At 72.1% G+C, this 24631-nt stretch carries 24 protein-coding genes; 10 read left to right on the top strand and 14 right to left on the bottom strand.

Annotated elements, in window-relative coordinates:
- The first annotated feature begins 259 nt into the window (after window positions 1-259).
- A complete protein-coding gene (locus ACH4U7_RS07440) occupies window positions 260-1051 on the top strand; it encodes a serine hydrolase (RefSeq protein ID WP_398527054.1) in 792 nt (263 codons plus the stop codon).
- Between the two features lie 17 nt (window positions 1052-1068).
- Here ACH4U7_RS07440 and mycP read toward each other — a convergent pair whose 3' ends face one another.
- Window positions 1069-2304, bottom strand: coding sequence for a type VII secretion-associated serine protease mycosin (mycP, locus tag ACH4U7_RS07435; protein WP_398527053.1), 1236 nt, complete (start codon window positions 2302-2304; stop codon window positions 1069-1071).
- 13 nt (window positions 2305-2317) lie between these two features.
- On the bottom strand, window positions 2318-3529 hold the full coding sequence (locus ACH4U7_RS07430) for a hypothetical protein (RefSeq protein WP_398527052.1): 1212 nt from the start codon (window positions 3527-3529) through the stop codon (window positions 2318-2320).
- Between the two features lie 131 nt (window positions 3530-3660).
- Between ACH4U7_RS07430 and ACH4U7_RS07425 the strand changes: the two genes are divergently transcribed.
- Complete coding sequence (locus tag ACH4U7_RS07425; RefSeq protein ID WP_398527051.1) at window positions 3661-4881, top strand: amino acid deaminase/aldolase; 1221 nt, start codon at window positions 3661-3663, stop codon at window positions 4879-4881.
- A gap of 43 nt (window positions 4882-4924) precedes the next feature.
- Here the strand turns inward: ACH4U7_RS07425 and ACH4U7_RS07420 are convergent, their stop codons facing one another.
- The 4 genes from ACH4U7_RS07420 to ACH4U7_RS07405 all read right to left on the bottom strand — a co-directional run bounded on the left by ACH4U7_RS07420 (window position 4925) and on the right by ACH4U7_RS07405 (window position 9595).
- Window positions 4925-5935, bottom strand: coding sequence for a DUF2510 domain-containing protein (locus ACH4U7_RS07420; protein WP_398527050.1), 1011 nt, complete (start codon window positions 5933-5935; stop codon window positions 4925-4927).
- A 66-nt stretch (window positions 5936-6001) separates the two neighbouring features.
- On the bottom strand, window positions 6002-6811 hold the full coding sequence (locus ACH4U7_RS07415) for a 3-oxoacyl-ACP reductase (RefSeq protein WP_398527049.1): 810 nt from the start codon (window positions 6809-6811) through the stop codon (window positions 6002-6004).
- Window position 6812: 1 nt separating this feature from the next.
- Window positions 6813-8216, bottom strand: coding sequence for an aldehyde dehydrogenase family protein (locus ACH4U7_RS07410; RefSeq protein ID WP_398527048.1), 1404 nt, complete (start codon window positions 8214-8216; stop codon window positions 6813-6815).
- An 11-nt stretch (window positions 8217-8227) separates the two neighbouring features.
- Window positions 8228-9595: a glutamine synthetase family protein gene (locus tag ACH4U7_RS07405; RefSeq protein WP_398527047.1), complete on the bottom strand. Its 1368-nt coding sequence runs from the start codon at window positions 9593-9595 to the stop codon at window positions 8228-8230.
- A gap of 101 nt (window positions 9596-9696) precedes the next feature.
- Here ACH4U7_RS07405 and ACH4U7_RS07400 point away from each other — a divergent pair, with 101 nt between their 5' ends.
- The 3 genes from ACH4U7_RS07400 to ACH4U7_RS07390 all read left to right on the top strand — a co-directional run bounded on the left by ACH4U7_RS07400 (window position 9697) and on the right by ACH4U7_RS07390 (window position 12832).
- A complete protein-coding gene (locus ACH4U7_RS07400; RefSeq protein WP_398527046.1) occupies window positions 9697-10527 on the top strand; it encodes a FadR/GntR family transcriptional regulator in 831 nt (276 codons plus the stop codon).
- A gap of 99 nt (window positions 10528-10626) precedes the next feature.
- Window positions 10627-12114, top strand: a complete 1488-nt coding sequence (gene eat / locus ACH4U7_RS07395) for an ethanolamine permease (protein ID WP_398527045.1) — start codon at window positions 10627-10629, stop codon at window positions 12112-12114.
- Window positions 12115-12130: 16 nt separating this feature from the next.
- Window positions 12131-12832 carry a gamma-glutamyl-gamma-aminobutyrate hydrolase family protein gene (locus ACH4U7_RS07390; protein WP_398527044.1) on the top strand — a complete coding sequence of 234 codons (702 nt, stop codon included), beginning with the start codon at window positions 12131-12133 and terminating at the stop codon, window positions 12830-12832.
- A 93-nt stretch (window positions 12833-12925) separates the two neighbouring features.
- Here ACH4U7_RS07390 and ACH4U7_RS07385 read toward each other — a convergent pair whose 3' ends face one another.
- From ACH4U7_RS07385 to ACH4U7_RS07370, 4 genes are all read right to left on the bottom strand, one after another.
- Window positions 12926-13327, bottom strand: a complete 402-nt coding sequence (locus tag ACH4U7_RS07385; RefSeq protein ID WP_398527043.1) for a hypothetical protein — start codon at window positions 13325-13327, stop codon at window positions 12926-12928.
- A gap of 182 nt (window positions 13328-13509) precedes the next feature.
- Window positions 13510-13818 (bottom strand): trypco2 family protein, encoded by a 309-nt coding sequence (locus tag ACH4U7_RS07380; protein ID WP_398527042.1) that lies wholly within the window; start codon window positions 13816-13818, stop codon window positions 13510-13512.
- Window positions 13819-13956: 138 nt separating this feature from the next.
- Complete coding sequence (locus ACH4U7_RS07375; RefSeq protein ID WP_358703739.1) at window positions 13957-14376, bottom strand: hypothetical protein; 420 nt, start codon at window positions 14374-14376, stop codon at window positions 13957-13959.
- Between the two features lie 186 nt (window positions 14377-14562).
- Window positions 14563-15426, bottom strand: coding sequence for a chitosanase (locus ACH4U7_RS07370; RefSeq protein WP_398527041.1), 864 nt, complete (start codon window positions 15424-15426; stop codon window positions 14563-14565).
- Window positions 15427-15971: 545 nt separating this feature from the next.
- Between ACH4U7_RS07370 and ACH4U7_RS07365 the strand changes: the two genes are divergently transcribed.
- Window positions 15972-16175, top strand: coding sequence for a hypothetical protein (locus ACH4U7_RS07365; RefSeq protein ID WP_398527040.1), 204 nt, complete (start codon window positions 15972-15974; stop codon window positions 16173-16175).
- Window positions 16176-16200: 25 nt separating this feature from the next.
- Here ACH4U7_RS07365 and ACH4U7_RS07360 read toward each other — a convergent pair whose 3' ends face one another.
- From ACH4U7_RS07360 to ACH4U7_RS07345, 4 genes are all read right to left on the bottom strand, one after another.
- Complete coding sequence (locus tag ACH4U7_RS07360; RefSeq protein ID WP_398527039.1) at window positions 16201-17442, bottom strand: MBL fold metallo-hydrolase; 1242 nt, start codon at window positions 17440-17442, stop codon at window positions 16201-16203.
- Between the two features lie 125 nt (window positions 17443-17567).
- Entirely contained in the window at window positions 17568-18413 is an 846-nt protein-coding gene (locus tag ACH4U7_RS07355; RefSeq protein ID WP_398527495.1) for a glycoside hydrolase family 19 protein, read from the bottom strand.
- A gap of 217 nt (window positions 18414-18630) precedes the next feature.
- A complete protein-coding gene (locus tag ACH4U7_RS07350) occupies window positions 18631-19728 on the bottom strand; it encodes a DUF6745 domain-containing protein (protein ID WP_398527494.1) in 1098 nt (365 codons plus the stop codon).
- A 126-nt stretch (window positions 19729-19854) separates the two neighbouring features.
- The gene (locus tag ACH4U7_RS07345) at window positions 19855-20181 is read right to left on the bottom strand and encodes a hypothetical protein (RefSeq protein WP_398527038.1); all 327 of its coding nucleotides are present in this window, start codon (window positions 20179-20181) and stop codon (window positions 19855-19857) included.
- Between the two features lie 218 nt (window positions 20182-20399).
- On the opposite strand from ACH4U7_RS07345, the gene ACH4U7_RS07340 reads away from it, so the two are divergent.
- The 4 genes from ACH4U7_RS07340 to ACH4U7_RS07325 all read left to right on the top strand — a co-directional run bounded on the left by ACH4U7_RS07340 (window position 20400) and on the right by ACH4U7_RS07325 (window position 24629).
- Window positions 20400-21359 carry an STM4015 family protein gene (locus ACH4U7_RS07340; protein WP_398527037.1) on the top strand — a complete coding sequence of 320 codons (960 nt, stop codon included), beginning with the start codon at window positions 20400-20402 and terminating at the stop codon, window positions 21357-21359.
- A 64-nt stretch (window positions 21360-21423) separates the two neighbouring features.
- Window positions 21424-22386, top strand: a complete 963-nt coding sequence (locus tag ACH4U7_RS07335) for an STM4015 family protein (protein ID WP_398527036.1) — start codon at window positions 21424-21426, stop codon at window positions 22384-22386.
- Window positions 22387-22450: 64 nt separating this feature from the next.
- The gene (locus tag ACH4U7_RS07330; RefSeq protein WP_398527035.1) at window positions 22451-23431 is read left to right on the top strand and encodes an STM4015 family protein; all 981 of its coding nucleotides are present in this window, start codon (window positions 22451-22453) and stop codon (window positions 23429-23431) included.
- Window positions 23412-24629, top strand: coding sequence for an STM4014 family protein (locus ACH4U7_RS07325; RefSeq protein WP_398527034.1), 1218 nt, complete (start codon window positions 23412-23414; stop codon window positions 24627-24629). Before ACH4U7_RS07330 ends, ACH4U7_RS07325 begins: the two co-directional genes overlap by 20 nt.
- Window positions 24630-24631: the final 2 nt, after the last annotated feature.

Here is a 24631-nt window from a genome sequence, read left to right as displayed (position 1 = left end):
GTGCCTAGCGTCGCCCGTCATGGAATCCGGGACTCCAGGGGAAAGAGACAGCGGCGGCGCACACCGTTCCGCCACGCGCCGCCCCGCTCTGTACGCGGCCGTCACGGCGGTGGCACTGTTGATCGGTGCGGTCGCCGTCGGGACGCATGTACGGCCTCAGGACCGGCCGCGGAATGCCGCCCCGCGCGCCACGACCACCCCGGCCGCCGCCTCGCCGTCGGCCACGGCGAGTGGCGGCGGGACCAGGGGAGGAAGCGGCATGGAGCGAGTGGGCAGGCAGAAGACGCAGGCACCGGCATCGTCGTCACCGCCGCCGTCGGCCGCCGCGCTGACCGCGGCCCTGACCGACGCGCTGGACGCCGTGGCGGACGGCACCGACGGACAGTTCTCGGCCGCGGTCCTGGACACCGGCTCGGCGGCGGGCGCGGTGTACGGCGACGGGGCGTACGACACCGCGAGCATCGTGAAGGTGGACATCCTCGCCGCGCTGCTGCTCCAGGCCCAGGACGCGGGGCGGCAGCTCACAGCCCAGGAGCGCTCGTACGCCACCGTGATGATCCAGAAGAGCGACAACGACGCGGCGACCGCGCTGTGGCAGGAGATCGGCGGCGCGGCGGGCCTCGACGCCGCCAACAAGCGGCTCGGCCTGACCGAGACACACGGCGGCCAGTCGGGCCGGTGGGGGCTCACCCAGACCACCGCCGCCGATCAGCTCACGCTGCTGCGGGCGGTCTTCGCGACCGGCGCAGAGGGCGGCAAGACGGTGCTCAGCGAGCCGTCCCGGGCGTATGTCCAGCAGCTCATGGGGCAGATAGCCGAGGACCAGGCCTGGGGTGTCTCGGCCGCCGCCGACGACGCGGCCGGCACCCGGCTCAAGAACGGCTGGCTGCCGCGCAGCGCCACCGGCCTGTGGGTCGTCAACAGCATCGGCCGGGTCACGGCGCAGGGTCGTACGTACCTTGTGGCCGTGCTCTCCAACGGGCACAAGGACATGGACACCGGTGTCGCCCTCGTGGAGTCCGCGGCCCGCGCGGCCGTGGGCATCTTTTAACGCTTGGCGTTGAGGCCTCAGCCGCCGGGCCGGGCGGCGCCCCGCCGCCACCGGGCGAACCCGGCCCCCGGGCCGCGCAGCGGCCCCGACCCGCGCCACAGCGCCACCGCGGCGGCCAGCAGGCCCGCCCCGGCCACTCCGGCGGTGAGCGCGAGGCGGTTCGGGCCGCCCTCGTCGCCCTCCGTACGGGCGTGGTCCGGGCCCGAGCCGAAGTAGCGCTGGGGTGAGGCCCCCACGGCCGGCCGCTGCGCCTGGGGCTTGAGCTTCGCCCCCGCCTTGATCGCCGCCGCGGGGTCCACCAGGCCCGCGCCGAGCTCGTCGTTGCGGCCGCCCTTGGGGCGGTCCTGGGCGGTGTCGATGAGCAGCTGTCTGATCTGCCGGGGGCTCAGCTCGGGGTGGGCGGCGCGGACGAGGGCGGCCGAGCCGGAGACGAACGCGGCGGCGGCGCTGGTCCCCCAGCCCTCGTAGTAGCGCCGGTCGGGGTCGGCGATGACCACGTCGTCGCCGGGCGCGCAGACCGCGGCGTACCAGCGGCGGGTGGAGAAGACGGCGCGCAAGCCGTAACGGTCCACGGCGGTCACCGCGATCACCCCGGGGTACGCGGCCGGATAGGAGGCCCGGTCGCCGTCCTCGCCGCCGTTGCCCGCCGAGGCCACCACGACCACGCCCTTGCGCAGCGCGTACTGCACGGCGGCGTCCTCGGCGGGCTCGGGGTGCGCGGACTTGCTGTCGTCGCCCAGCGACAGGTTGATCACATCGGCGCCGTGGTCGACCGCCCAGCGGATCCCGTTCGCCAGCGCGCCGCCGCGCTGCGTACGGGCCTTCTTGCGGGCCGGGTCGGCCTCCTCCAGGATCACGCGCACCGGCAGGATCTTGGCCTCGGGGGCCACGCCCTTCACGCCGTCACTGCCGGAGGCGCCGTGTCCGTGCCCCGCGATGATCCCGGCCATGGCGGTCCCGTGCCGGGCCCAGGCGCGGTCGCCGCGCCCGGCTCCGAAGCCGATCATGTCCTTGCCCGTGAGGACCTGGCCCGCGAGGTCCGGGTGCTGGTCGTCCACGCCGGTGTCGAGCACCGCGACCGTCACGCCCGCGCCCTTGGTCGTCTGCCAGGCGGTCGGCACGTGAATGGCGTCCAGCGCCCACTCCCGCGCCTGTATCGCGTCCGCCCCGGCGGGCACGGCGGGCAGCAGCGCCAGCCCGGCCGCGGCCAGCCCCGCGCCCACGGCCCGGCCCAGCCGACGCCAGCGGGTCATCGCGGGACCTCCGTCATCGCGGGTCCTCCGTCTTGGACAGGGCGCGGCGGAAGGCGCGCTCGATCTCGTCGGCGATGCCGCGCGCGTCGTGGCCGAGGCCCGACTGGGCCGGGGCCGTCGTCGCACCGCCGCGGGTGGCCTCGCCGGCCGGCTGCGGGTCGGCGACCTTACGGCCGTCGGCGAAGCCGGACACGGTGTACACGACGGCCGGGGCGTCGGGCAGGATCCGGATCCGCCAGCTGGCGCGCTGGGCGTCGCCGAAGCCGGCGGCGGCGGTGCCCTTCGCCGCGTACGGGCGGGGCATGAGGTCGGCGCGCTCGCCCAGCCCCTCGGCCTGGAACCGCTCGCTGAGCTTGCGCATGGCCCCCGACCCGGCCTTCGTCACCAGCAGGCCGACGGTGGTCACACCGGTGCTGGTGGCGTCCGTGTAGGTGGCACGCAGCAGCCGCTTGCAGCCGACCGGCGCCAGGGCCTTCTCGAGCAGCGGGTCGAAGGCGCCGCCGCAACTGCTGTCCGGCGCGACCGCGATCCGCGTCCAGTCGCGGTCGGCGCCGCCGGGACCGGCCCCGCGCAGGGTGCGGGGGAAGAGTTCGTCGACGGGGACGCTGTGCCAGGCGCTGCGGGCCCGTGCGTAGCTGTCGCCGTCGGCCGGCCGGGACCCGGAGTCGCCGGTCAGCCAGGATCCGGCCGCGGCGCCGCCGAGCAGCCCGAGGCCCAGGACGAGACTGGCGGCGGCGGCCGCGACCCTGCCGCGGGTGCGGCGGCCGGTCGGCCGGTCCGGGGCGGCGCCGCCGTACGGGGAGTCGAGCGTGGACCGGTCGGGGCGGCGCCATGGGCCGAAGGCGGCGGGCCGGGGGGCGAACGGGGGCGCGGCGGGCGAGGGTGCGGAGGTGGGGCGTGGGGGGAGGCCGGTGGGGCGCGGCGGAGGGCTGGTGGGGAGGCTGGTGGGGCGCGGCGGGCTGTCGGCCGACCGCGCCCGCGGTATGCCCGTGCCGCCGCCCGCGGCTGTGCTCCCCGCCGTGTTCCCGCCCGTACTCGCGCCTGCGTTTCCGCCCCGGTTCGGGCGCGGGGTGCGCAGCGGTACGCCCAGGATCGGGGTGTCCGGGTCGCCCAGGGGCCCGGCTCCGGGGGTGGCGCCCGGCGGGGGCGCGGTGTGCGGAGGGTGGGCGGGGCGGGGTGGTGGGATGCGGTGTGGGCTGCGTGCCTGTTCCGCTTCGGTGCTCACCTGCACCCCTCTCGCACCCTCGAAAGACTTCGAAAGACGTGTTGTGTGCGCGACACTCTACGGTGCGCCGGGCGCCATTCGCACCGGTCGCCCTCTACCCGGCGGTAACGGCCGTCTGGCAAGCTTCGGCCATGTCCGCACTCCCCGCTGATCTCTCCGCCGACCTTCCTGCGGAGCGTGCCCGTTACGACCGGGCCACCGCTCATCTCGAGGCACCGCTGGCGATCGTCGATCTGCGGGCCTTCGACGACAACGCCCGGGATCTGGTGCGTCGGGCGCACGGCAAGCCGATCCGGGTGGCGAGCAAGTCGGTGCGGTGCCGCACGCTGCTCGACCGGGCGCTGGCCAAGGACGGCTTCGCGGGCATCATGAGCTTCACGCTCGCGGAGTCGCTGTGGCTGGCGCGCGAGGGGTACGAGGACGTCCTGCTCGCCTATCCGTCGACAGACCGGGACGGGTTCGCCGCGCTGACCGGCGATCCCAAGCTCGCCGCCGCCGTGACGGTGATGGTGGACGATATGAGCCACCTCGACCTGATCGAGAGTGTGCGCTCCGGGACCGAAGAGGTCCGGGTCTGCCTGGAGTTGGACACCTCGCTGCGGCTGTTGGGCGGCCGGGTACGGATCGGCGCACTGCGCTCACCGCTGCGCGACCCGGCCCGGCTGGCCGAGCTGGCGGAGGCGATCCAGCGCCGCCCGGGGTTCCGCGTCGTCGGGCTGATGGGGTACGAGGGGCATGTGGCGGGCGTGGGCGACAAGCTGGCCGGGCGCCCGCTGCGGTCCCGCGCCATCCGGCTGATGCAGTCCGCGGCGCGCCGTGAGCTGGCCGAGCGGCGCGGGGCCGTGGTGCGCGCCGTTCGGGCGGTGGCGGATCTGGAGTTCGTGAACGGAGGCGGCACGGGCAGCGTGCAGCACACCGCCGCCGAGGGCGCGGTGACGGAGATCGCCGCCGGATCCGGGCTGTACCAGCCCCGGCTGTTCGACAACTACACCTCCTTCCGCGGCCGCCCGGCAGCCCTCTTCGCCCAGCCGGTGGTGCGCCGGCCGGGCGTGGGCGTGGTGACGGTGCTCGGCGGCGGCTACCCGGCCTCGGGCGCGGCGGGCCGGGACCGGCTGCCGGTGCCGTATCTGCCGGAGGGGCTGGCCTACGACCCGATGGAGGGGCCGGGCGAGGTGCAGACCCCGCTGCTGGGGACGCCCGCCGACGATCTGCTGATCGGCGACAAGGTGTGGTTCCGGCACGCCAAGGCCGGGGAGCTGTGCGAGCGCTTCGAGGTGCTGCACCTGGTCGACGGGGACCGGGTGGTGGACACGGTGCCCACGTACCGGGGCGAGGGCCGCACCTACCTGTGACGGCGGATGCCCGGATGCCCCGGACGGGGACCGGTGACCGGGGTCAGACGGACTCGCCGTTGCCGCTGTCGCCCAGCGCCCTGATGCCCTTGACGATCTTGTCCATGACGGACAGCGACGGCGCCTTGTCGCTGACGTCGAATCCGAAGCGCACCAGGACCATGGTGTCGGGCAGAAGAGGTGAGGGGAAGGCGACGGTCTGGACGTAGCCGTCCTCGCCCTTCTTCGTGATCACCTTCCAGCGCACCAGGTAGCCCTTCTGCCCGGCGACCGTGACCGCCTCGGACTTGAGTTGCTTGTGCGAGGTGATCCCGCCGTACGACTCCTTGCCGTTCTGCGGGTTCTTGCCGTAGGAGCTCTCCGCGGCCTGCTTGATGTCCTCCTTGGCGATGCCCTCCGCGGACTTGGCCTTGAACCCCGTGGCCGGCATGGAGAAGACGCCGCCGCGCAGGCAGTTGCTCTTCGCGTCGTTCGGGCAGGGATAGGTGTCCTTTGTGGTGACGCCCGCACCGCCCGCGCTGCTGCGGCCTTCCTTCCAGCCGTCCAGGACCGGCAGGCTGATGCCGTTCAGGGCGTCCTCGGCGATGCTCGGATCGTCGGAGGGCGCGGGGGCGGTGGGGGTGTCGGTGGGGCCGCCCGGGCCCCCTCCGTCGTCGCCACCGGAGGTGCCCCCGTTGCTGTTCCAGCCGTTGTCCCCGCCGCTGCTGCCGTCCGGGGCGGGCGCGGATGTGGTGGCGGTCGGCCCGGGCTTGGCCCCGCCGCGGTCGTCGGACCCTCCGTCGTCGTCGCCCAGCAGCGCGACGCCGCCCGCGATGGCGGCGGCCACGACGGCCGCCACCACGACGGCCGCCGCGATCTTCGGGCCGCGGCCCCGCGCGGGGGTGCCGGTCTCTCCTGGCGTATAGACGGGCACGGGCGGGCCGAATGTCTGGCTCGTCGGTCCCGGGGCCTCGCGGGTGTGCTCGGTCCAGCCGAACCCGTCCCACCAGCGTTCGGGGGCGGGGCCGAGGCCGGTGTAGCCGGGGTCCGGGTACCAGCCCGGGGGTGTCGTCATGCTCACGCCGTCACCTTATGGCCACGCGTCCGCTCCGTACACCGGACCGTCCCAACCCCTGCGCGCTCACACCGGGGTGACGTACGCCCCCGCGATGCCTCCGTCAACCAGGAACTCCGCGGCGTTGACGAACGAGGAGTCGTCGCTGGCGAGGAATGCCACCGCGGCGGCGATCTCCTCCGGTTCGGCGAAGCGCCCCACCGGGATGTGCACCAGGCGGCGCGCGGCGCGCTCGGGGTCCTTGGCGAACAGTTCCTTCAGCAGCGGGGTGTTGACCGGGCCGGGGCACAGCGCGTTGACCCGAATGCCCTCGCGGGCGAACTGCACGCCCAGCTCGCGCGACATCGCCAGCACCCCGCCCTTCGACGCCGTGTAGCTGATCTGCGAGGTCGCGGCGCCCATGACGGCCACGAAGGAGGCCGTGTTGATGATCGACCCCTTGCCCTGCCGCTGCATATAGGGCAGCGCGGCCTTGCAGCACAGATAGACGGAGGTGAGGTTGACCTCCTGGACCCGCTTCCAGGCGTCCAGGCCGGTGGTGAGGATCGAGTCGTCGTCGGGCGGCGAGATGCCCGCGTTGTTGAAGGCCACGTCGACCGAGCCGTAGGTGTCGTACGCGGTCTTGAACAGCGCCTCGACCTGCTCGGGGTCGGTGACGTCCACCCGGACGTACAGCCCGCCGGCCTCGTCGGCCGCGGCCTTGCCCGCGCTCTCGTCGATGTCGGCGCAGACGACCCGCGCGCCCTCGGAGGCCAGGCGGCGCGCGGTGGCCAGGCCGATGCCGCTGCCCGCCCCGGTGACGACGGCGGTACGGCCCACCAGGCGGCGGCAGACCGGGGCCTCGGGGGGCTCGGGGATGTCGGGGATGTCGGTCACGTCACTGCTCCTCGGTGCTGATGAAGACGTTCTTGGTCTCGGTGAAGGCCGCCAGCGCGCCGGGCCCCAGCTCCCGCCCGAGGCCGGACTGCTTGTAGCCCCCGAACGGAGTCCAGTAGCGCACGCTGCTGTGCGAGTTGACGGACAGGTTTCCGGCGGCGACAGCCCGCGAGACGCGTACGGCGCGGCCCACGTCGCGGGTCCAGATGGAGCCGGACAGCCCGTAGTCGGTGGCGTTGGCCAGCCGTACGGCGTCGGCTTCGTCCTCGAAGGGCAGGACCACGGCGACCGGTCCGAAGATCTCCTCGACGGCGGCGCGGTGGGTGGGCCCGACGCCCTCCAGGACGGTGGCCGGGTACCAGAAGCCCTTGCCCGCCGGGGCCTCGCCGCGGATCGCGACGGGCGCGTCCTCGGTGACGTAGGACCGTACGCGCTCGCGCTGCGCGGCGGAGATCAGCGGGCCCATGGCGGTGCCGGGTTCGGCCGGGTCGCCCACCACGACGGAGCGCACGGCGGGCTCCAGCAGCTCCATGAACCGGTCGTAGACGGCGCGCTGGACCAGGATGCGGCTGCGGGCGCAGCAGTCCTGGCCGGTGTTGTCCAGGAAGGAGCCGGGGGCCGAGCGCGCGGCCAGCTCGATATCGGCGTCGGCGAAGACGATGTTGGGGCTCTTGCCGCCGAGTTCGAGGGTCACGCGCTTCACGCCCGCCGCGCATTTGGCCATGATCCGCTTGCCGACGGCCGTCGACCCGGTGAAGACGACCTTGGCGACGCGCGGGTGCTCGACCAGCGCCTCGCCCGCGACCGGCCCGGCACCGGGCAGCACCTGGAAGAGCCCGTCGGGGAGCCCTGCCTCGGTGGCGAGTTCGGCCAGCCTGAGCGCGGTGAGCGGGGTGGTCTCGGCGGGCTTGAGGAGGACGGCGTTGCCGGCCGCGAGGGCGGGAGCGGTGCCCCAGGCGGCGATCGGCATGGGGAAGTTCCAGGGCGCGATGACGGCGACGACGCCCAGGGGCTCCTGGAAGGTGATGTTCAGCCCGCCCGGTACGGGGATCTGGCTGCCGGCGAGGCGTTCCACTCCCCCGGCCGCGTACTCCAGCAGATCGCGGACGTTGCCCGCCTCCCAGCGGGCGTTGCCGATGGGGTGTCCGGCCTCGCGGACCTCCAGCCGGGCCAGCTCCTCGAGGTGGTCGTCGACGGCGGTGGCGAAGCGGCGCAGCAGCCGCGCGCGGTCGCCGGGCGCCAGGGCGGCCCAGCCGGTCTGGGCCCGGGCGGCCCGGGTGACGGCGGCGTCGACGTCGGCGGGGGTGGCGGCGGGGACGGTGGCGATGATTTCTTCGGTCGCCGGGTTGAGTACCTGGTGTTCGTGCGGGTGCTCGTTGTTCGCGTGCGGGTGCTCGTTGCTCACGTGGTGGTTCCTCACATGCGCTCGAAGGACCGGAAGCGCTCCCAGTCCGTGACGGCGGTGTCGTAGGCCTCCTGCTCGACACGCGCCATGTTGAGGTAGTGGTCGACGACCTCCTCGCCGAAGGCGGCCCGCGCTATGGGGCTGGTCCGCCACAGCTCGGCGGCGTCGCGCAGGGTGGCCGGGACGTGTTCGGCGTCACCGTTGTAGGCGTTGCCGGTGCACACCTCGGGGAGCTCCAGCCCCTCCTCGATCCCGTACAGCCCGGCCGCGACCATGCCCGCGACGGCGAGGTAGGGGTTGACGTCGCCGCCCGGGAGGCGGTTCTCCAGGCGGTGGGAGGGGCCGTGGCCGATGACGCGCAGCGCGCAGGTGCGGTTGTCCGGGCCCCAGGCGACGGCGGTGGGCGCGAAGGAGCCGGGGCGGAAGCGCTTGTAGGAGTTGATGTTCGGCGCGTAGAGGAGGGTGAAGTCGCGCATCGCGGCCAGCTGCCCGGCGAGGAAGTGGCGCATCGTCTTGGACATGCCGTACGGGCCGTCGCCGTCGGCGAGCACGGGCGCCCCCGACTCGTCGCGCAGCGAGAGGTGGATATGGCAGGAGTTGCCCTCGCGCTCGTCGTACTTGGCCATGAAGGTCAGCGCCACGCCCTCCTGGGCGGCGATCTCCTTGGCGCCGGTCTTGTAGATGGCGTGCTGGTCACAGGTGGTCAGGGCGTCGTCGTAACGGAAGGCGATCTCGTGCTGGCCGAAGTTGCACTCGCCCTTGGCCGACTCCACGGTCATCCCGGCCGCGCCCATCTCGTTGCGGATGCGGCGCAGCAGGGGCTCGACGCGGCCGGTGCCGAGGACGGAGTAGTCGACGTTGTACTGGTTGGCGGGGGTCAGCCCGCGGTAGCCGGCGCCCCACGCCTGTTCGTACGTGTCCTTGAAGACCATGAACTCCAGCTCGGTCCCCGCGTACGCGGTCCAGCCGCGCTCGGCGAGCCGGTCCAGCTGGCGGCGCAGGATCTGGCGCGGGGAGGCGAGCACGGGCGAGCCGTCGTGCCAGGCCAGGTCGGCGGTGATGAGCGCGGTGCCGGGGTTCCAGGGGGTGCGGCGCAGGGTGGCGGTGTCACCATGCATGGCGAAGTCGCCGTAGCCGCGCTCCCAGGAGGACATGGCGTAGCCGTCGACGGTGTTCATATCGGCGTCTACGGCGAGGAGGTAGTTGCACCCTTCGGTGCCGTGCTCCAGGACCTCGTCGAGGAAGAACCGGGCGGCGAACCGCTTGCCCTGGAGCCTGCCCTGCATATCGGTGAAGGCGAGGACGACGGTGTCGATCTCTCCCGCGTCGACGAGCGTGGTCAACTCGTCGGCGGAGAGCGGGGGCGTGCGGTCAGCCACGGTGATGCCTCCTGTCGGTACGACTGGGTACGTCTCGATGCGCCCGGAGCCATAAGGTATTCGGGTAGACCATTGATTGGGAAGTAGGTGCGGAAAGTTCCATGAACGGCGGCGGAAGCGGCACGGGGGCCGTGGGCGACCGGCTGGCGCCGGTGCTGCGGCCGGTGCGGGCCGGCAACGGCTTCGAGGAGGCACTGGAGCGGATACTCCGGATCCTTCGGCTCGGTCTGGTCCCCGAGGGCGAGCGGCTGCCGTCCGAACGGGAGCTGGCCGAGCGGCTGCGGATCAGCCGGGTGACGCTGCGCGAAGTGCTGAAGGTACTGGCCGACCAGGGTCTTGTGGAGAGCCGGCGCGGCCGTTACGGCGGCACCTTCGTACGGGCCCGGCCGGAGTCGGCCAGGGGCGGCGAGGACGAACTGCGGCGCCGGATCCGGGAGGTGGACGTCGAGGACACGCTGCGGTTCCGGGAGGTCCTGGAGGTGGGCGCGGCCGGGCTGTGCGCCGCGCACGGGCTGTCCGACGAGCGGGCCGCCCGGCTGCGGGCCGCCCTCGACGCGACGCGCGACGCACCGCTCGCCGACTACCGCCGGCTGGACACGATGCTCCATCTGACGCTCGCCGAGCTGGCGGGCTCGCCCTCGCTCGCGGCCCAGTACGCGGCCGTCCGCGCCACCGTCAACGACCTGCTGGACTGCATCCCGCTGCTGGTGCGCAACCTGGAGCACTCGCAGGCGCAGCACACCGCACTGGTCGAGGCGGTGCTGGACGGGGACGCCGACGGGGCGCGCGAGGTGATGCGGGAGCACTGCGAGGGCACGGCGGCGCTGCTGCGCGGCTTTCTGTCCGACGACGCGGCCGACGCCACGGGCGCGGGTACGGGTACGGGTACGGGTACGGGTACGGGTACGGGTACGGGTAACGGGCAGGGTTAACGGGCGTTTTACGCAGAGGTCTTGCGCATGGCCGCCAGACAAGGCAAAGGTATGCCTCCAAACCATTGCCCTCGCCTCTCGTGTGGACCAGGAGCAACCATGGCCGACGGAACCGAGTCCTCGCGCACCTCTGTCAGCTCGCCGGGCGCCTCCCCACCGGACGGCGGCGCGGCGCCCGCCGAGGACGCCTATCTGGAACGCCGCACCCTGCGCCGCGGCAGCGCGGGCCCGCTGCTGCTGACCGGCCTCGGCGTCGCATACGTCGTCTCCGGCGACTTCTCCGGCTGGAACTTCGGCCTGGCGGAGGGCGGCTTCGGCGGCCTGGCCATCGCCGCCGTGCTGATGGGCCTGATGTACACCTGCATGGTCTTCGCCCTCGCCGAACTGGCGGCGATCCTGCCCACGGCGGGCGGCGGCTACGGCTTCGCGCGGCGCGCCCTCGGCACCTGGGGCGGCTTTCTGACCGGCACGGCGATCCTCATCGAGTACGTCCTCGCGCCCGCCGCGATCTCCATCTTCATCGGCGACTACGTCGAATCGCTCGGCCTGTTCGGCCTCGAATCCGGCTGGCCGGTCTACCTCGCCTGCTTCGTCATCTTCATCGGCATCCACCTGTGGGGCGTGGGCGAGGCCCTGCGCTTCAGCCTGATCGTCACCGCCATCGCCGTAGCCGCGCTGCTGATCTTCGCGTTCGGCGCCTTCACCGACTTCGACTCCGCCTCCCTCGACGACATCCCGGTCGACCACTCGGCCCTCGGCGCCAGCTCCTGGCTGCCCTTCGGCCTGCTCGGCATCTGGTCGGCGTTCCCCTTCGGCATGTGGTTCTTCCTGGGCGTGGAGGGCGTACCGCTCGCGGCCGAGGAGACCCGCGACCCCGCGCGCACCCTGCCCAGGGCCATGGCCTGGTCGGTGGGCATCCTGCTGGTGCTGGCCCTGCTCACCTTCCTCGCCGCGACCGGCGCGCGCGGCGCGAACGCGGTCCAGGACGCGGGCAACCCCCTCGTCGAGGCGCTACAGCCGGACGGCAAGGCGACCACCCTGTCCCGCATCGTCAACTACGCGGGCCTGGCCGGCCTCGTCGCCTCCTTCTTCTCCCTCATCTACGCCGGCTCACGACAGCTGTTCGCCCTCTCCCGCGCCGGCTACCTCCCCCGCTTCCTCTCCCTCACCAGCCGCCGCAAGGCCCCCTACCTGGGCCTGCTGGTCCCCGGCGCCCTGGGCTTCGCACTCGCGGCGGCGACCGGCGACGGCGCCCGGATGCTCAACGTCGCGGTCTTCGGCGCCACCATCTCGTACGCGCTGATGTCCCTCTCCCACATCGTGCTGCGCCGCCGCGAACCGGGGCTGCACCGCCCGTACCGGACCCCGGGCGGCGTGCTGACCTCCTCCATCGCCTTCGTCCTGGCCTGCTCGGCGCTCGTGGCCACCTTCCTGGTGGACAAGGACGCCGCCTTCATCGCGCTGGGCGTCTACGCCGTGGCCCTCGCCTACTTCGCCTTCTACAGCCGGCGCCGTCTGGTCGCGGCGGCTCCCGAGGAGGAGTTCGCGGCGCTGGCGGAGGCGGAGGCGGAACTGTCCCGCGACTGAGAGATTGGACCCTGCGTTGTCAAAGCCCCTTATCGGCGTCAGCACCTACCTGGAGTCGGCGGTCAGCTGGGGCGTCTGGCACCAGCCCGCGGCCCTGCTCCCGGCCGGATACCACCGCCTCGTCCAGCGTGCGGGTGGCCTGGCCGTCATGCTGCCACCGGACGACGCCCCGGCGTCGGCCCCGTCCGTGGTCTCCCGCCTGGACGCCCTGGTCATCGCGGGCGGCCCCGACGTCGAGCCCGTACGCTACGGCGCCGAGCCCCACGAACGCACCGGCCCGCCAGCGCGGGAGCGGGACGCGTGGGAGCTGGCGCTGATCGACGCGGCCCTGGCGGACGGCGTGCCGCTGCTGGGCATCTGCCGTGGCATGCAGCTGCTGAACGTCGCCCGCGGCGGCACGCTCGTCCAGCACCTTGAGGGCCATGTGGGCCCGCCGGGCGTCTTCGCGCGACACGAGGTCAAACCGGTGCCGGGCACGCTGCTGGCCCGGATCGCGCCAGAGGCGGTGTCCGTGCCTACGTACCACCACCAGGCGGTGGACCGGCTGGGCGAGGGGCTGGTGGTCTCGGCGCGTGCGACGGCGGACGGGACGGTGGAGGCGGTGGAGCTACCGGGGGGTGCGGGCTTTGTGCTCGGGGTGCAGTGGCATCCCGAAGCGGGGGAAGATGTGCGGGTCATGCGTGCGCTGGTCGACGCGGCGGCCGCGGCGAGGGGCTGAACGTCCAGCACCTCGCCGGTCCCCGGCTATGGGCGATCGGGCCCGCCGGAGCAGCTCCGGCGGGCCCGATCGGAAGAGAAGAGAGGACGCCGACTACGTCCACCAGACGGACGTGTCTTCGTACTCGAAGGGGTGGCCGGACTTGCTGAGGTAAATCTGGAAGGAGTAGCCCGCGCCCTCCCCCATGTCGTGGCCATTCGAGGCACTGTGAGTGACGCAGTTTCCGTTTCCGCCCACGGAAAACTCGTCGTAATAGTGGTAGCCACTGACCTCCAGGTTGACCTTCCAACCGTCGGCCTCGATGTCGCACAGCTCCACGACGTCGCCGTCCGCCTTGAAGCGGACCCGACCGCCCGGGTCGCCGTCGTTGGTGTGCATCTGCTGGTCCCACCAGTTGGCGGTGGTTGCGGCCCCGGCGGTGGGTGCGCTGAGCAAGGGCACACCCGCCGCGACAACGGCCACGGCAAACGCGCTGAGGGTCCTGCGGAACTTCATATCACTCCCCAAGAGGAAACTAAGCGAAGCAGCGTGCCCGGGGATGTGCACTTTCAACGCCCTTGCCATACGCCAGAGTTGAGTGCGGCACATCTGCCTGCTGAGTGGTTGCCGCGAGGAATATAAGAGGCTGGAACAACCATGGTCAACTCCTGCATTCGATGGTTGCGGCACGGCCGGCCTCAGCGCTCCCCGTCCACCTCGGCGCCGGAGATCCGGGCGGTCGTGGCCGTACCGCCCGGACCGGTCGTCGTCGGCTGGAGGGTGAGGGAGATGCGCTGGGTCTCGCTGGTCGAGTACTTGCCGTTGCCGCCCGCCTCGACGACCCAGAAGCGGACCTTGCCATTCGCGCCACCCTCTTTGGTGACGGCCACGGTGACCTCAAGCTCGATCGGGCCGACGTCGAACTTCAGCGCCTCGTCCGCGCCTGCGGCCGCCGCGGCGGTCAGCTGCGCACGCAACTCGCGAATCATCTCCGATAGTTCGACCATCTCCCCCACGGGTCCCCCTCATCACTCGTCCCGGGAGACGAAATCCTACAAGGGGGCACCGACAGGGAAGGCGGACCACAGGCGATCGGCCCGCCGGAAGAAAATCCGGCGGGCCGATCGGGAGAGACAACGCCGTGGCTAGGCGACCCAGTCCGACGAGTCGTCGTAGTCCAGGGGGGTGCCGGACTTGCTGAGGTAGATCTGGAAGTAGTAGTGCTGGTTCTCCGTCAGGTCATGGCCGTTCGCGGCAGTGTGGGTGACGCAGCTGCCGTTGCCGCCCACGGACATGCGGTCGACCACGTTGCCGGTGTAGCCGTGGACGATGGTCAGGTTGACCTTCCAGCCGTCGGCCTCGATGTCGCACAGCTCCACTTTGTCGCCGTCCGCCTTGAAACGGACGCGGCCGCCCGGGTCGCTGTCGTTGGTGTGCATCTGCTCGTCCCACCAGTCGGCGGTGGTGGCGGTCGGAGCGGCACTGGCGGTGGGCGCGGTGAGCAGGGGCGCCCCTGCCGCGGCGATGGCCACCGCGAACGCGGCGAGGGTCTTGCGGTACTTCATGTCACTTCCCAAGAAGAGCATAAGAGGCTTGATCAACAACGGTTCATTATGAACGGGCCGTTGACCGGCAGGGGCGCGGGCTCCCCCGCGGCCCGCCTCAGCGCTCTCCGTCCACCTGGGCGCCGGAGATCCGGGCGGCCGTAGCCGTACCGCCCGGACCGGGCGCCCCCGGATGATGAGGGAAGGTCAGGAGTTGATCTCGAACGGGTCGCCGTACACCTTCCACTTGAGCGGGGGCTCGAGCCCGAGGTTGCCCTCGTTGAGGAACTTCCGCTGCTCGGTGTCCACCCGGCTGGTGTCGCTGTGTGCCTCTTCGCTCTGCATGGCCTTCTTGCGGGCGTCCAGGAAGGCGTTGAGGTAGGTCTTCTCGTCGCCGCCCTGCGCCGGGGTCTTGGCCTTGGACATGGCGGTCTTGCGGATGCCGCCGAAGCTGTACTTGCTGTCGCCTGGGCCGTGCATGACGATCGCGTCGTAGTAGATGAACTGGCCCAGCGTGCCTATTCCGTCGGCCTTGCCCTGGTTGACGGACGGGTTGAAGTAGACGCGGTCGCGCTCGTGTTCCTGGGCGTCCTGGAAGGCCTTGTCCTCGGCGGCCTTCTTCCAGTCCTTGGTGAAGTTGGGGTCGAGGCCGTCGTGGGAGTCGCTGCCGTCGACCTCGCGCAGCGCGGGCAGGTACTTGGCCAGTACGTTGCCGGGCTTGACCTGGGTGTAGTACTCGACGAGTTCGAGCATGTCGCCGGTGCCCGAGCAGAAGCCTATGATCCCGGCGGTGTAGCCGCGGCCGTCGTCTATGTCCTCGATGTACTTGAACTGGGCGCGCCAGTCCAGCGAGGAGTTCTCCGCGCTGGAGACCAGCTTCATGGCGATCTCCTTCTTGGCGGGATCGTCCAGGTTCTTCACCGCGGCCGTCCGGTGGTCCGCCGTTACGGCCTGCGCGGCCTGCGCTGACGAGGGTGTCTGCTCGGCGGCCTGGCCGATTCCGACGCTGGTGAGGACGAGCGCCGCCGGGACGGCTACAGCGGCGGCCACGAGGCCGATCCTCTTGGGCATCTGGATCTCCGTTCCTTGTCGTCTGTGGGGGAAGCGCGCACGGATCGCCACGGGAAGACGCCCCCGACGATCCGTTAGGAACCTTTCCTAACCATTCAACCGAGCATGCCATGCGCGCGACAAGAGCTAGGAACGAAGAAGAACCCCGACGGGCCGCTGAAGACCCCGAGTTGCCGACAGCCGGGTCGGCAACTCGTACCCTGGTCGCCCCCTCGCCCGACCACCCGGTGCCGTGAACGGGCGGCGACAGCTCAGGGATGTATTTGCTCGATGAGACGGACGTTGCGCGAAGAGCGCGGCCGCCATGACGCATACGACGCCGACCGCCGGCAACCGCTGCATCCCCGACGCGGCACCCGCCCCGAACAAGGTGAGCAAAAGCCGTTCAGGGTGAGGAAGAACGTGTTGTCCACGCTCCTGCGGGCGCTCACCCGGTCGGCCGACTCCACGTAGACCTTGTACTGCTCCAGCACGGCCGGCTACGGCTGTGGCAGGCCCTGTCCCCGGGCCTGGAGAAACGCGGGCAGATCGCCGGCCAGGCGGGAATGAGCCCCAGCACGCTCGACGAGTTCGTGGCCCACGTACGGGAGTTCATACTCGACTGCATGCCGCCGCCGATGCCGCCGAACGGCGCACAGGCGGCCGCTCCCGCCGTCCGGTCCGCGAATCTGCCCCTGGCCGTGCCATTCGCCTACGCCAACCGCGCGTTCTTCAACGACCCGGAACTGGCACAGCTCGTCGATCGCTGACCCGCCCCGCACGGCCAGGTGGCCGCTACGCCTGGGGAAGGGGAACCGCGGCGCCCGGGCCGTCGGCCTGGCCTCCGGGGCCGCCGCCGGCCGCCGCGGCGCCGCGGCCCGGCACCTGGGGCGAGACCGCCGCCGCCTCCACCGCGCCCGCCGCCGGCCGGGCCGCGATCGCCCGCCACCACGGATCCAGCGGCAGGCCCGCCACCGGTTCGAAGGGCTCCCCCGGCCGGGGGATGGCCACCCGCGCATCAGCCGCCCGCGCGGCGGTCAGCGTGCCCTCGGCCGGCTCCTCCCAGGGGTGCGGAGCGAGGTTGAAGGTGCCCCAGTGGATCGGGAGCATGATCCCCCGGTCCGGCTCGCCGCCCTGGAGATCGACATGCGCCCGCATGCCCTCCTCAGGAGTCATATGGATGTCGGGCCAGAAGTCGCTGTACGCCCCGATCTGGATCATGGTCGCGTCGAACGGGCCGTACTCCGCCCCGATCTCCGCGAAGCCGGGGAAGTATCCGGTGTCCCCGCTGTGGTAGACGCGGTGCTCAGGCCCGGCCACCACCCAGGAGGCCCACAGGGTGTGCTGGGTGTTGCGCAGCGCGCGACCGCAGAAGTGGCGGGCCGGGGTGGCGGTGAACCGCAGGCCGGCCGCCTCCGTCGACTCGCGCCAGTCCAGCTCGGTCATCCGCCGCGCGGGCACACCCCAGCGCTCCAGGTGGGCGCCGACGCCCAGCGGCACCACGAAATGCGCCTCGGAGCGCACCAGGGCGCGGATGCTCGGCATGTCCAGATGGTCGTAGTGATCGTGGGAGATCACCACCACATCGACCGGCCCCAGCTCGCGCAGCGGCACCGGCACCGGGTGGATCCGCTTCGGCCCGGCGAAGGAGAAGGGCGAGCAGCGATCGCCCCACACCGGGTCGAACAGCACCCGCCGCCCGTCGATCTCCGCCAGCACGGTGGAGTGGCCCATCCAGGTCAGCCGCAGCCCGGAGGCGGGCGGCGTGGCCAGGTCGGCGAGGGTGGTGGGGTGCACCGGCACGGGCCCGGCCGGGGCCCGGCGGACGCGCTCCTCCTTGCGGAAGTAGGTGGGCAGGAACTTCAGCATGGAGCCGGACGGCGCGGTGCGGGCGGTCACGGGGTTCACGAACACACCGTTCGCGAAGTTCGGCGACCGGCGGATGCGCTCCATGCGCTCTCCGGCCGGGTCCGCCCCGAAGGCGGCGGGGCGCAGGGCGGCGGCGAGCCGGGCACGTTTCTGGCTGGGGCCGGTCACGGCACCTCCTGGGTGAGGGGCGGATGCCCCCGTACGGTCTGCGGTGTGGCAGCGCGGCGGGGACCGCCGCGCTGCTTAAGGACAACTCGCGAGACCGCCGGTGTTGTTCCGCTGAGCGCCGCGGATCAGCAGCTGAGGTTGGATCCGGGGGTGGTGCCCAGGATCTGGACGAACCTCTGATAGGCGTCGATCCGGCTCTGCACCTGGCCGGGGTTTCCGCCGTTGCACTCGATGCTGCCGTTGATGCTGCGGATCGTCTCGCCGAAGCCCCGCTGGTTGACCATCGCGTCGTGCGGGGTCATGGTGCCGGGTCCGGTCTGGGTGTTCCAGTACCACAGGGCGGTCTTCCAGGAGACCGCCGCGTCCCGCTCGACCAGATACGGATTGTTCAGCAGGTCGATGCCGAGCGCGTCACCGGCCGCCTTGTAGTTGAAGTTCCAGCTGAGCTGGATCGGCCCGCGCCCGTAGTACGCGGCCTGGCCGGCCGGGCAGCCGTAGGGCCGGCTCGCGTCGCAGTAGTGCGGATAGTTGGACTGGTTCTGCTCCACGATGTAGACGAGGCCGCCGGTCTCGTGGCTGACGTTCGCCAGGAAGGCGGCGGCTTCCTGCTTCTTCACGGTGTCGCTGCCGGTGTTCGCGAAGCCGGGGTAGGCACTCAGGGCGGCGGTCAGACCCTGATACGTGTAGAACGAGTTGCGGCCCGGGAACATCTGGTTGAACTGCGCCTCGCTCACCACGAAACCCGCCGGGTTCTGGCCTCCGGACCCGCAGTCGTACGGCTCCCAGTACCAGGTGCTGATGATGGGGTCATAGCCCGGGTTGTCGTGTTCGGCGCGGTAGTACTTGCCGTCGGTGTACTTCACGATGTCGCCCGTGGCGTACCACTTGCCGGCGACCCAGTCCGGGTAGGTGCAGGCCGCGCGGGGGGTGGTCGCCGTGGTGGCGGTCGCCGAAGCTGAGGCCATGGGCATGACAAAAAGCAGGGCGCACGTCGCCGCGGCGGCGGCGAGAGCGGCCCGGAGGCGTTTTGCTATCAAGGCTCCTCCTTCAGGGGGGACTTGAGAGTGGGGGGACCTGACACCACTCAAGCGGACTTGGTCTATACCAGTCAAGGTCTAGACCAAGCCGGGTATGCGGGCGGCCGCGCCCGGCCGCCCCTCCCCTCTCCCTCCCCGCGGAGGACCCCCGTCAGGTCTGGCGCTCCGGGGCGTACCCGTCGGCATCCAGGCCGAAGGTCCAGGCGACGCCCTCACGGGCGGTGGTGGTGCGCGGCGGCACGCGCAGCCAGTAGGTGCGATGCGTCCCGTCCGGCTCCGGCGTGGAGTTGACCACCTCGACCATGGCCACCGGCTCGTCACCGGCCATCTCGATGCGCCACAGCACCCCGGTCTCGTCGCGGTGCACCGGCTTCGCCCCGGACTCCGTGAGATAGCGGTCGTAGCCGTAGTGCTCGAGCATGACGCGGCGCAGCTCCGCGTTCTCCTCGGTGCGGATGCGCTCGGCGGTCAGCTCGGACAGCTGCCCGAGGAAGTCCGCGGGCACCGGCATGCCCCGCCACGCGTACAGCGCGAAACCGTCGGGGTAGTCCAGCGCGGGCCCGGTGCCGCTGTCGAGGCGGCCCGCCTCGTCGCGGTGCAGCGTGACCGGGCGCTCGGCGATGACCACGGCCTTCTCGTACGGCCACCACCACCCTGCGGACCGCGCCACCGCGGCCGGGCCGGCGAGCTCACCGGCGTCTCCCTCTGCGGCTACCGCCGCCAGCCACGGCGCGTCGTGCTGGCCGAGCACCGCGTCCAGCATGGCCAGCCGGACGGCGGATTCCTGGCCCCGGTCCGACTGCGCATCCAACGCCTCGACGACTCCGGTGCGGATGCGCTCGGTGAGCGAGCGGGTGACCTCCCACAGCGCCGCACCCGTCAGGGCCCAGCGCTCGGCCCAGCCCGTGCTGCCGAGCGTGCCGTGCAGCCGCTGTCGCGCGGCAGCCCACGGAAGGGTGCGCACCGCCTCCCGGACACAGGCACCCGCCGCGCCCGCCTCCGGCTCGACCCCCGCGGCGCGCAGCGCGCCGGCCGCCCGGTCGGCGATCTCCCGCGGCAACTCGCCGCCCTGGCCGGTCAGCAGCATCGCCGCCGCCGTGCCCGCCAGCGGGGAGTCGACCCATACGATCCGCTCCGGGCGCGCGATCCCGGCCGCCTCGTAGGCCAGCCGCACGCCCTCCTCGGCGGCCTCGCGGTCGGCCGGGCCCGTGGCCGCGGCCACCGCCCGCCACCGCTCGACCAGGCTCAGCGCCACAGTGTCCGCACCCGCGGTACCCGGACCCGCGACGTCCGATGCCGTCGTCATCGAGCTCATGGTTTCCGTCTCCCGTTTCCCAGTCCCGGTTCTCAGTTCTCAGTTCTCGGTGCTCAGTTCTCAGTCCGCCACCACGCGCACGGCGCCCGGCGCGTACTCCCGCTGCCGCACCACGCGGTACCACCCCTTGGGCAGCGGTATCGCCGCGTGTTCCTCGTGCACCACCCGCCCGCCGTCCGGCAGATGCAGATACGACACGCCGAACGGCCCCGACTCGCGCACCAGCGTGCCCGGCCCGACCACCGCATGGGCGTGTCCGGTCACCTCGCCCAGCGCCAGCACCAGCCGCCCCCGCGAGTCCCGCGGCTGCCGCGGCAGTGCTTCGGTGTTCGGCGGCAGTGTCTCCTCGGCCACCGGCACGATCAGGACATCTCCCTGTCGGTACATGCGCTTCTCCCTTTCCACCGCACGGCGGCGCCGGGGCCCACCGCTCCTGCGGGGCCCGTCGATGTCCACGACGTTAGGCGCAGGGACTGACAACGCGGAGCGCCCGACAACGCTTCGACAATGCCCGCCGCGCCCGCTGTCGGTGGGGCTTGGTAGAACTCTTCGCACGCCGTTCGGAAACGGGCACGCCCACGCGAAGCATCAGGAGATCTCCCGGCATGAACTACGCCGAACACATCGAGGAACTGCACGGCCTCCCGGCCTTCGACTTCCCAGCGCCCGACAAGGTGCCGGACCTGCCCGAGCCGGAGGCCGTGGCGTGGCGGCTTTCCTGCGACCCGTACCGCTCGGGTCCGGACATCGGATTCGCCGACTGCTTCCAGCGGTTCCTGGACACGGTGGACACCACCCGCGTACGGGCGCTGATCTTCGGCGTATGGGGCGCGGCATACGAGGACGACTCCAGCGTGGTCATCGAGCCGCTGGTCGCCGCCAAGGACCGGTTCCCCGCTCTCGAAGCGTTCTTCGTCGGGGACATCGAGGCGGAGCAGGCCGAGATCTCCTGGATCGAGCAGTCCGACGTCACCCTGGTCCTCGACGCCTTCCCCCGGCTGCGGGAGCTGAAGATCCGCGGTGGTACGAAGCTGCAGTTCCCCGCCGTGAAACACGAGCACCTGCATACACTCTGCTTCGAGAGCGGCGGGCTGCCGGGCGCGGTGGTGCGCGGTGTCGGCGACAGCGAACTGCCCGCGCTGGAGCGGCTGGAGATGTGGCTGGGGGTGGCGGAGTACGGGGGCGACTCGACCGTCGCGGACCTGGCCGGGCTGCTCTCGGGAGGCCGTTTCCCCGCGCTGCGCCACCTGGGGCTGCAGAACAGCGAGATCCAGGACGAAATAGCCACCGCCGTCGCCGCCGCCCCCATCGTCGCCCAGCTCGCCTCCCTCGACCTGTCCATGGGCATCTTGACCGACGCGGGCGCCGAGGCCCTGCTCGAAGGCCAGCCGCTGACCCACCTCAAGGCACTCGACCTGCACCACAACTTCTTCTCCGAGGCGATGGAACAGCGGCTGCGCGACGCCCTGGAGCCCTCCGGTGTGCAGCTCGACCTCTCCGAGAAGGGCGACGAGGACGACGACGGAGAGGGCGAGGTGTGGCGTTACACCGCGGTCGCCGAATGACGACCCCCTTACCCAAGCCCTCGACAGCCGCGCACCACGACGACCGAAAGGACCGTGCCGCCTCATGATCAGCGAATATCTGGAGACCTTCGCGGGCCTCCCCGTCACCGACTTCGCCGAATGCGGGACCGACCTGCCGCCCGCCGACGCCGTCGCCTGGCGGCTGGCCAGCGACTTCGACGAGGAGCGGACCTTCGAGCAGCTGTGGCGGGAGTTCCTGGAGACCGTCCCGGCGGACCGGATCCGTGCGATCGTCATCGGTGGCTGGTGGGGCGATGGGGAATACGAGTCCGTGCAGCCGGTGCTCGACCTGCTGACGGAGTCGGCCGGGCGCCTGCCGGCACTGCGGTCGCTCTTCATCGGCGATGTGACGGCCGAGCAGTGCGAGCTGTCCTGGCTGCAGATGGCAGACGTCTCGCCAGTGGTCGAGGCGTACCCGCTGCTCGAGGAGTTCGTGGCGCGCGGCTGCGGCTACAGGGGAGACGACGGGGGGCTGGCCTTCAGCCCCGTGCGCCATGAGCGGCTGCGGACGCTGCGGTTCGAGTCCGGCGGTCTGCCCGCCTCGATCGTCCGGGCCGTCTGTGACAGCGAACTCCCCCGTCTGGAGCACCTCGCGCTGTGGCTGGGGGTCGACCACTACGGCGGCGACGCGACCATCGCCGACCTCGCCCCGCTGCTGGCCGGCGGCCGCTTCCCCGAGCTGCGCCACCTGGGCCTGCAGAACAGCGAGATCCAGGACGAAATAGCCACCGCCGTCGCCGCCGCCCCCATCGTCGCCCAGCTCGCCTCCCTCGACCTGTCCATGGGCATCTTGACCGACGCGGGCGCCGAGGCCCTGCTCGAAGGCCAGCCGCTGACCCACCTCAAGGCACTCGACCTGCACCACAACTTCTTCTCCGAGGCGATGGAACAGCGGCTGCGCGACGCCCTGGAGCCCTCCGGTGTGCAGCTCGACCTCTCCGAGAAGGGCGACGAGGACGACGACGGAGAGGGCGAGGTGTGGCGTTACACCGCGGTCGCCGAATGACGACCCCCTTACCCAAGCCCTCGACAGCCGCGCACCACGACGACCGAAAGGACCGTGCCGCCTCATGATCAGCGAATATCTGGAGACCTTCGCGGGCCTCCCCGTCACCGACTTCGCCACGTCCGGGACCGACGCCTCCGACCTGCCGCCCGCGGATGCCGTGGCCTGGCGGCTGGCCTGCGGCTGGGACGATGATCTTCCCTTCGACGAGCTGTGGCGGAACTTCCTGGAGACCGTCCCGGCGGACCGGGTCCGCGCGATCGTCATCGGCAGCTGGTGGGGCGAGGAAGGGTACGAGTCCGTGCAGCCGGTGCTCGACCGGCTGACAAAGTCCGCCGAGCGTCTGCCGGCGCTGCGGTCGCTCTTTCTCGGCGATGTGACGGGCGAGGAGTGCGAGCTGTCCTGGCTGGAGATGGCAGACGTCTCGCCAGTGGTCGAGGCGTACCCGCTGCTCGAGGAGTTCGTGGCGCGCGGCTGCGGCTACAGGGGAGACGACGGGGGGCTGGCCTTCAGCCCCGTGCGCCATGAGCGGCTGCGGACGCTGCGGTTCGAGTCCGGCGGTCTGCCCGCCTCGATCGTCCGGGCCGTCTGTGACAGCGAACTCCCCCGTCTGGAGCACCTCGCGCTGTGGCTGGGGGTCGACCACTACGGCGGCGACGCGACCATCGCCGACCTCGCCCCGCTGCTGGCCGGCGGCCGCTTCCCCGAACTGCGCCACCTGGGCCTGCAGAACAGCGAGATCCAGGACGAAATAGCCACCGCCGTCGCCGCCGCCCCCATCGTCGCCCAGCTCGCCTCCCTCGACCTGTCCATGGGCACGCTGACCGACGCGGGGGCCGAGGCCCTGCTCGCCGGTCAGCCGCTGACCCATCTCATGCTGCTCGACCTCCACCATCACTACCTGAGCGAGAAGCTGGCACAGCGGATGCGCGACGCGCTGGAGCCGAGGGGGATCGAGGTGGACCTCTCGGAGCAGCAACAGCCGGGCAGGTGGGCAGGGGACGAGAGCAACGAGGAGCACCGCTATGTCGCCGTCTCCGAATGAGGTGCGCCATGACGTGCGCTTCGCCGTAGTCGGCAACCCCGGCGGCCGCCGGGTGGAGATGTTCACGGACGCCGTGCTGGCGGCGGGCCTGCCCGCGCCCCGGGTGCTGCCCTGGCGCGAGGTGCTGTACGACGGCAGGCCGCGGTTCGAGCCGGGCGAGACGGTGCGGCTGGACTCCCCGGGCGAGGACGAGGACGTCGAGCTGCTGCTGCGGGGCGCCGACGACCCGACCCGCGTCGAGGGCACCGCCCACTGGTACACCCGGTTCACCGGCGCGGCGCGCCAGGTCGCCGAGGCGGCCCGTACGGCGGACGCGGCGGTGCTGGACGACCCGGACGAGCTGGCCGTCATGTTCGACAAGCGGCTGTGCCACGGCGTGTTGAGCGAGGCCGGAGTCGCGGTGCCGCCGTCGCCGACCTCCGGGCCCAAGGCGCCGCCCGTCCGCGGCTGGGATGACGTACGGGCGCTGCTGGCGGGCTCCGGCGGGCTGCGCCGCGCCTTCGTGAAGCTCGCGCACGGCTCGTCCGCGTCCGGGGTGCTCGCCGTCGAATGGGGCGCCCATGGCCGGGTGCGCGCCGCGACCTCGGTCGAGCGCACGGCCGACGGGCAGCTGTTCAACTCCCTGCGGGTGCGCCGGTACGAGACGGAGGCGGAGATCGCCGCCATCGTCGACACGCTGGCCACCGACGGGCTGCACATCGAGCGCTGGGTGCCCAAGGCGGCGCAGCACGGCCGCGCCGCCGACCTGCGCGTGGTGGTGGTCGACGGGCGGGCGACCCATGCCGTGGTGCGCACCAGCCGCTCCCCCATGACCAACCTCCACCTCGGCGGCATCCGCGGCGATCTGGCCGCCGCGCGCGCCGCGGCGGAGGCGGCCGGGGTGCGCTGGAGCGAGGTGCTGGGCCTGGCGGAGCGGGCGGCGGCCTGCTTCCCGGGCACCCTGTGCGTCGGCGTCGATCTGCTGCCGGGCACCGGATGGCGGCGCTTCTCGGTCGGCGAGGTCAACGCGTTCGGCGATCTGCTGCCCCGGCTGACCGGTCTGCCCGGCAGCGGCGCGGAGGGCCTGGACACGTACGGCGCGCAGGTCGCGGCCGTGCTCCGGCGGCGCAAGCCCCCGGCAAGAGAGGCGGCGGAAGGGCTGGTACGAGAGGCGGCAGGAGAAGTGGTGGGAGGGGGCGGCCTCGATGCCCTTGGCTGAGC

This window comes from Streptomyces sp. NPDC020845, from assembly GCF_044334165.1.
Classification (GTDB): Bacteria; Actinomycetota; Actinomycetes; order Streptomycetales; family Streptomycetaceae; genus Streptomyces.
The sequence above is the reverse complement of the archived record's forward strand: the minus strand, read 5'-3'. Positions and strand labels throughout refer to the sequence as shown.

Coding starts and splice junctions, on each gene's coding strand:
- ACH4U7_RS07365 (WP_398527040.1), top strand. CDS start 15,972: ATGAGCCCCAGCACGCTCGACGAGTTCGTGGCCCACGTACGGGAGTTC.
- eat (WP_398527045.1), top strand. CDS start 10,627: ATGGCCGACGGAACCGAGTCCTCGCGCACCTCTGTCAGCTCGCCGGGC.
- ACH4U7_RS07355 (WP_398527495.1), bottom strand. CDS start 18,413: ATGCCCATGGCCTCAGCTTCGGCGACCGCCACCACGGCGACCACCCCC.
- ACH4U7_RS07330 (WP_398527035.1), top strand. CDS start 22,451: ATGATCAGCGAATATCTGGAGACCTTCGCGGGCCTCCCCGTCACCGAC.
- ACH4U7_RS07420 (WP_398527050.1), bottom strand. CDS start 5,935: ATGACGACACCCCCGGGCTGGTACCCGGACCCCGGCTACACCGGCCTC.
- ACH4U7_RS07385 (WP_398527043.1), bottom strand. CDS start 13,327: ATGAAGTTCCGCAGGACCCTCAGCGCGTTTGCCGTGGCCGTTGTCGCG.
- ACH4U7_RS07375 (WP_358703739.1), bottom strand. CDS start 14,376: ATGAAGTACCGCAAGACCCTCGCCGCGTTCGCGGTGGCCATCGCCGCG.
- ACH4U7_RS07340 (WP_398527037.1), top strand. CDS start 20,400: ATGAACTACGCCGAACACATCGAGGAACTGCACGGCCTCCCGGCCTTC.
- ACH4U7_RS07400 (WP_398527046.1), top strand. CDS start 9,697: ATGAACGGCGGCGGAAGCGGCACGGGGGCCGTGGGCGACCGGCTGGCG.
- mycP (WP_398527053.1), bottom strand. CDS start 2,304: ATGACCCGCTGGCGTCGGCTGGGCCGGGCCGTGGGCGCGGGGCTGGCC.
- ACH4U7_RS07325 (WP_398527034.1), top strand. CDS start 23,412: ATGTCGCCGTCTCCGAATGAGGTGCGCCATGACGTGCGCTTCGCCGTA.
- ACH4U7_RS07440 (WP_398527054.1), top strand. CDS start 260: ATGGAGCGAGTGGGCAGGCAGAAGACGCAGGCACCGGCATCGTCGTCA.
- ACH4U7_RS07380 (WP_398527042.1), bottom strand. CDS start 13,818: ATGGTCGAACTATCGGAGATGATTCGCGAGTTGCGTGCGCAGCTGACC.
- ACH4U7_RS07345 (WP_398527038.1), bottom strand. CDS start 20,181: ATGTACCGACAGGGAGATGTCCTGATCGTGCCGGTGGCCGAGGAGACA.
- ACH4U7_RS07335 (WP_398527036.1), top strand. CDS start 21,424: ATGATCAGCGAATATCTGGAGACCTTCGCGGGCCTCCCCGTCACCGAC.
- ACH4U7_RS07370 (WP_398527041.1), bottom strand. CDS start 15,426: ATGCCCAAGAGGATCGGCCTCGTGGCCGCCGCTGTAGCCGTCCCGGCG.
- ACH4U7_RS07425 (WP_398527051.1), top strand. CDS start 3,661: ATGTCCGCACTCCCCGCTGATCTCTCCGCCGACCTTCCTGCGGAGCGT.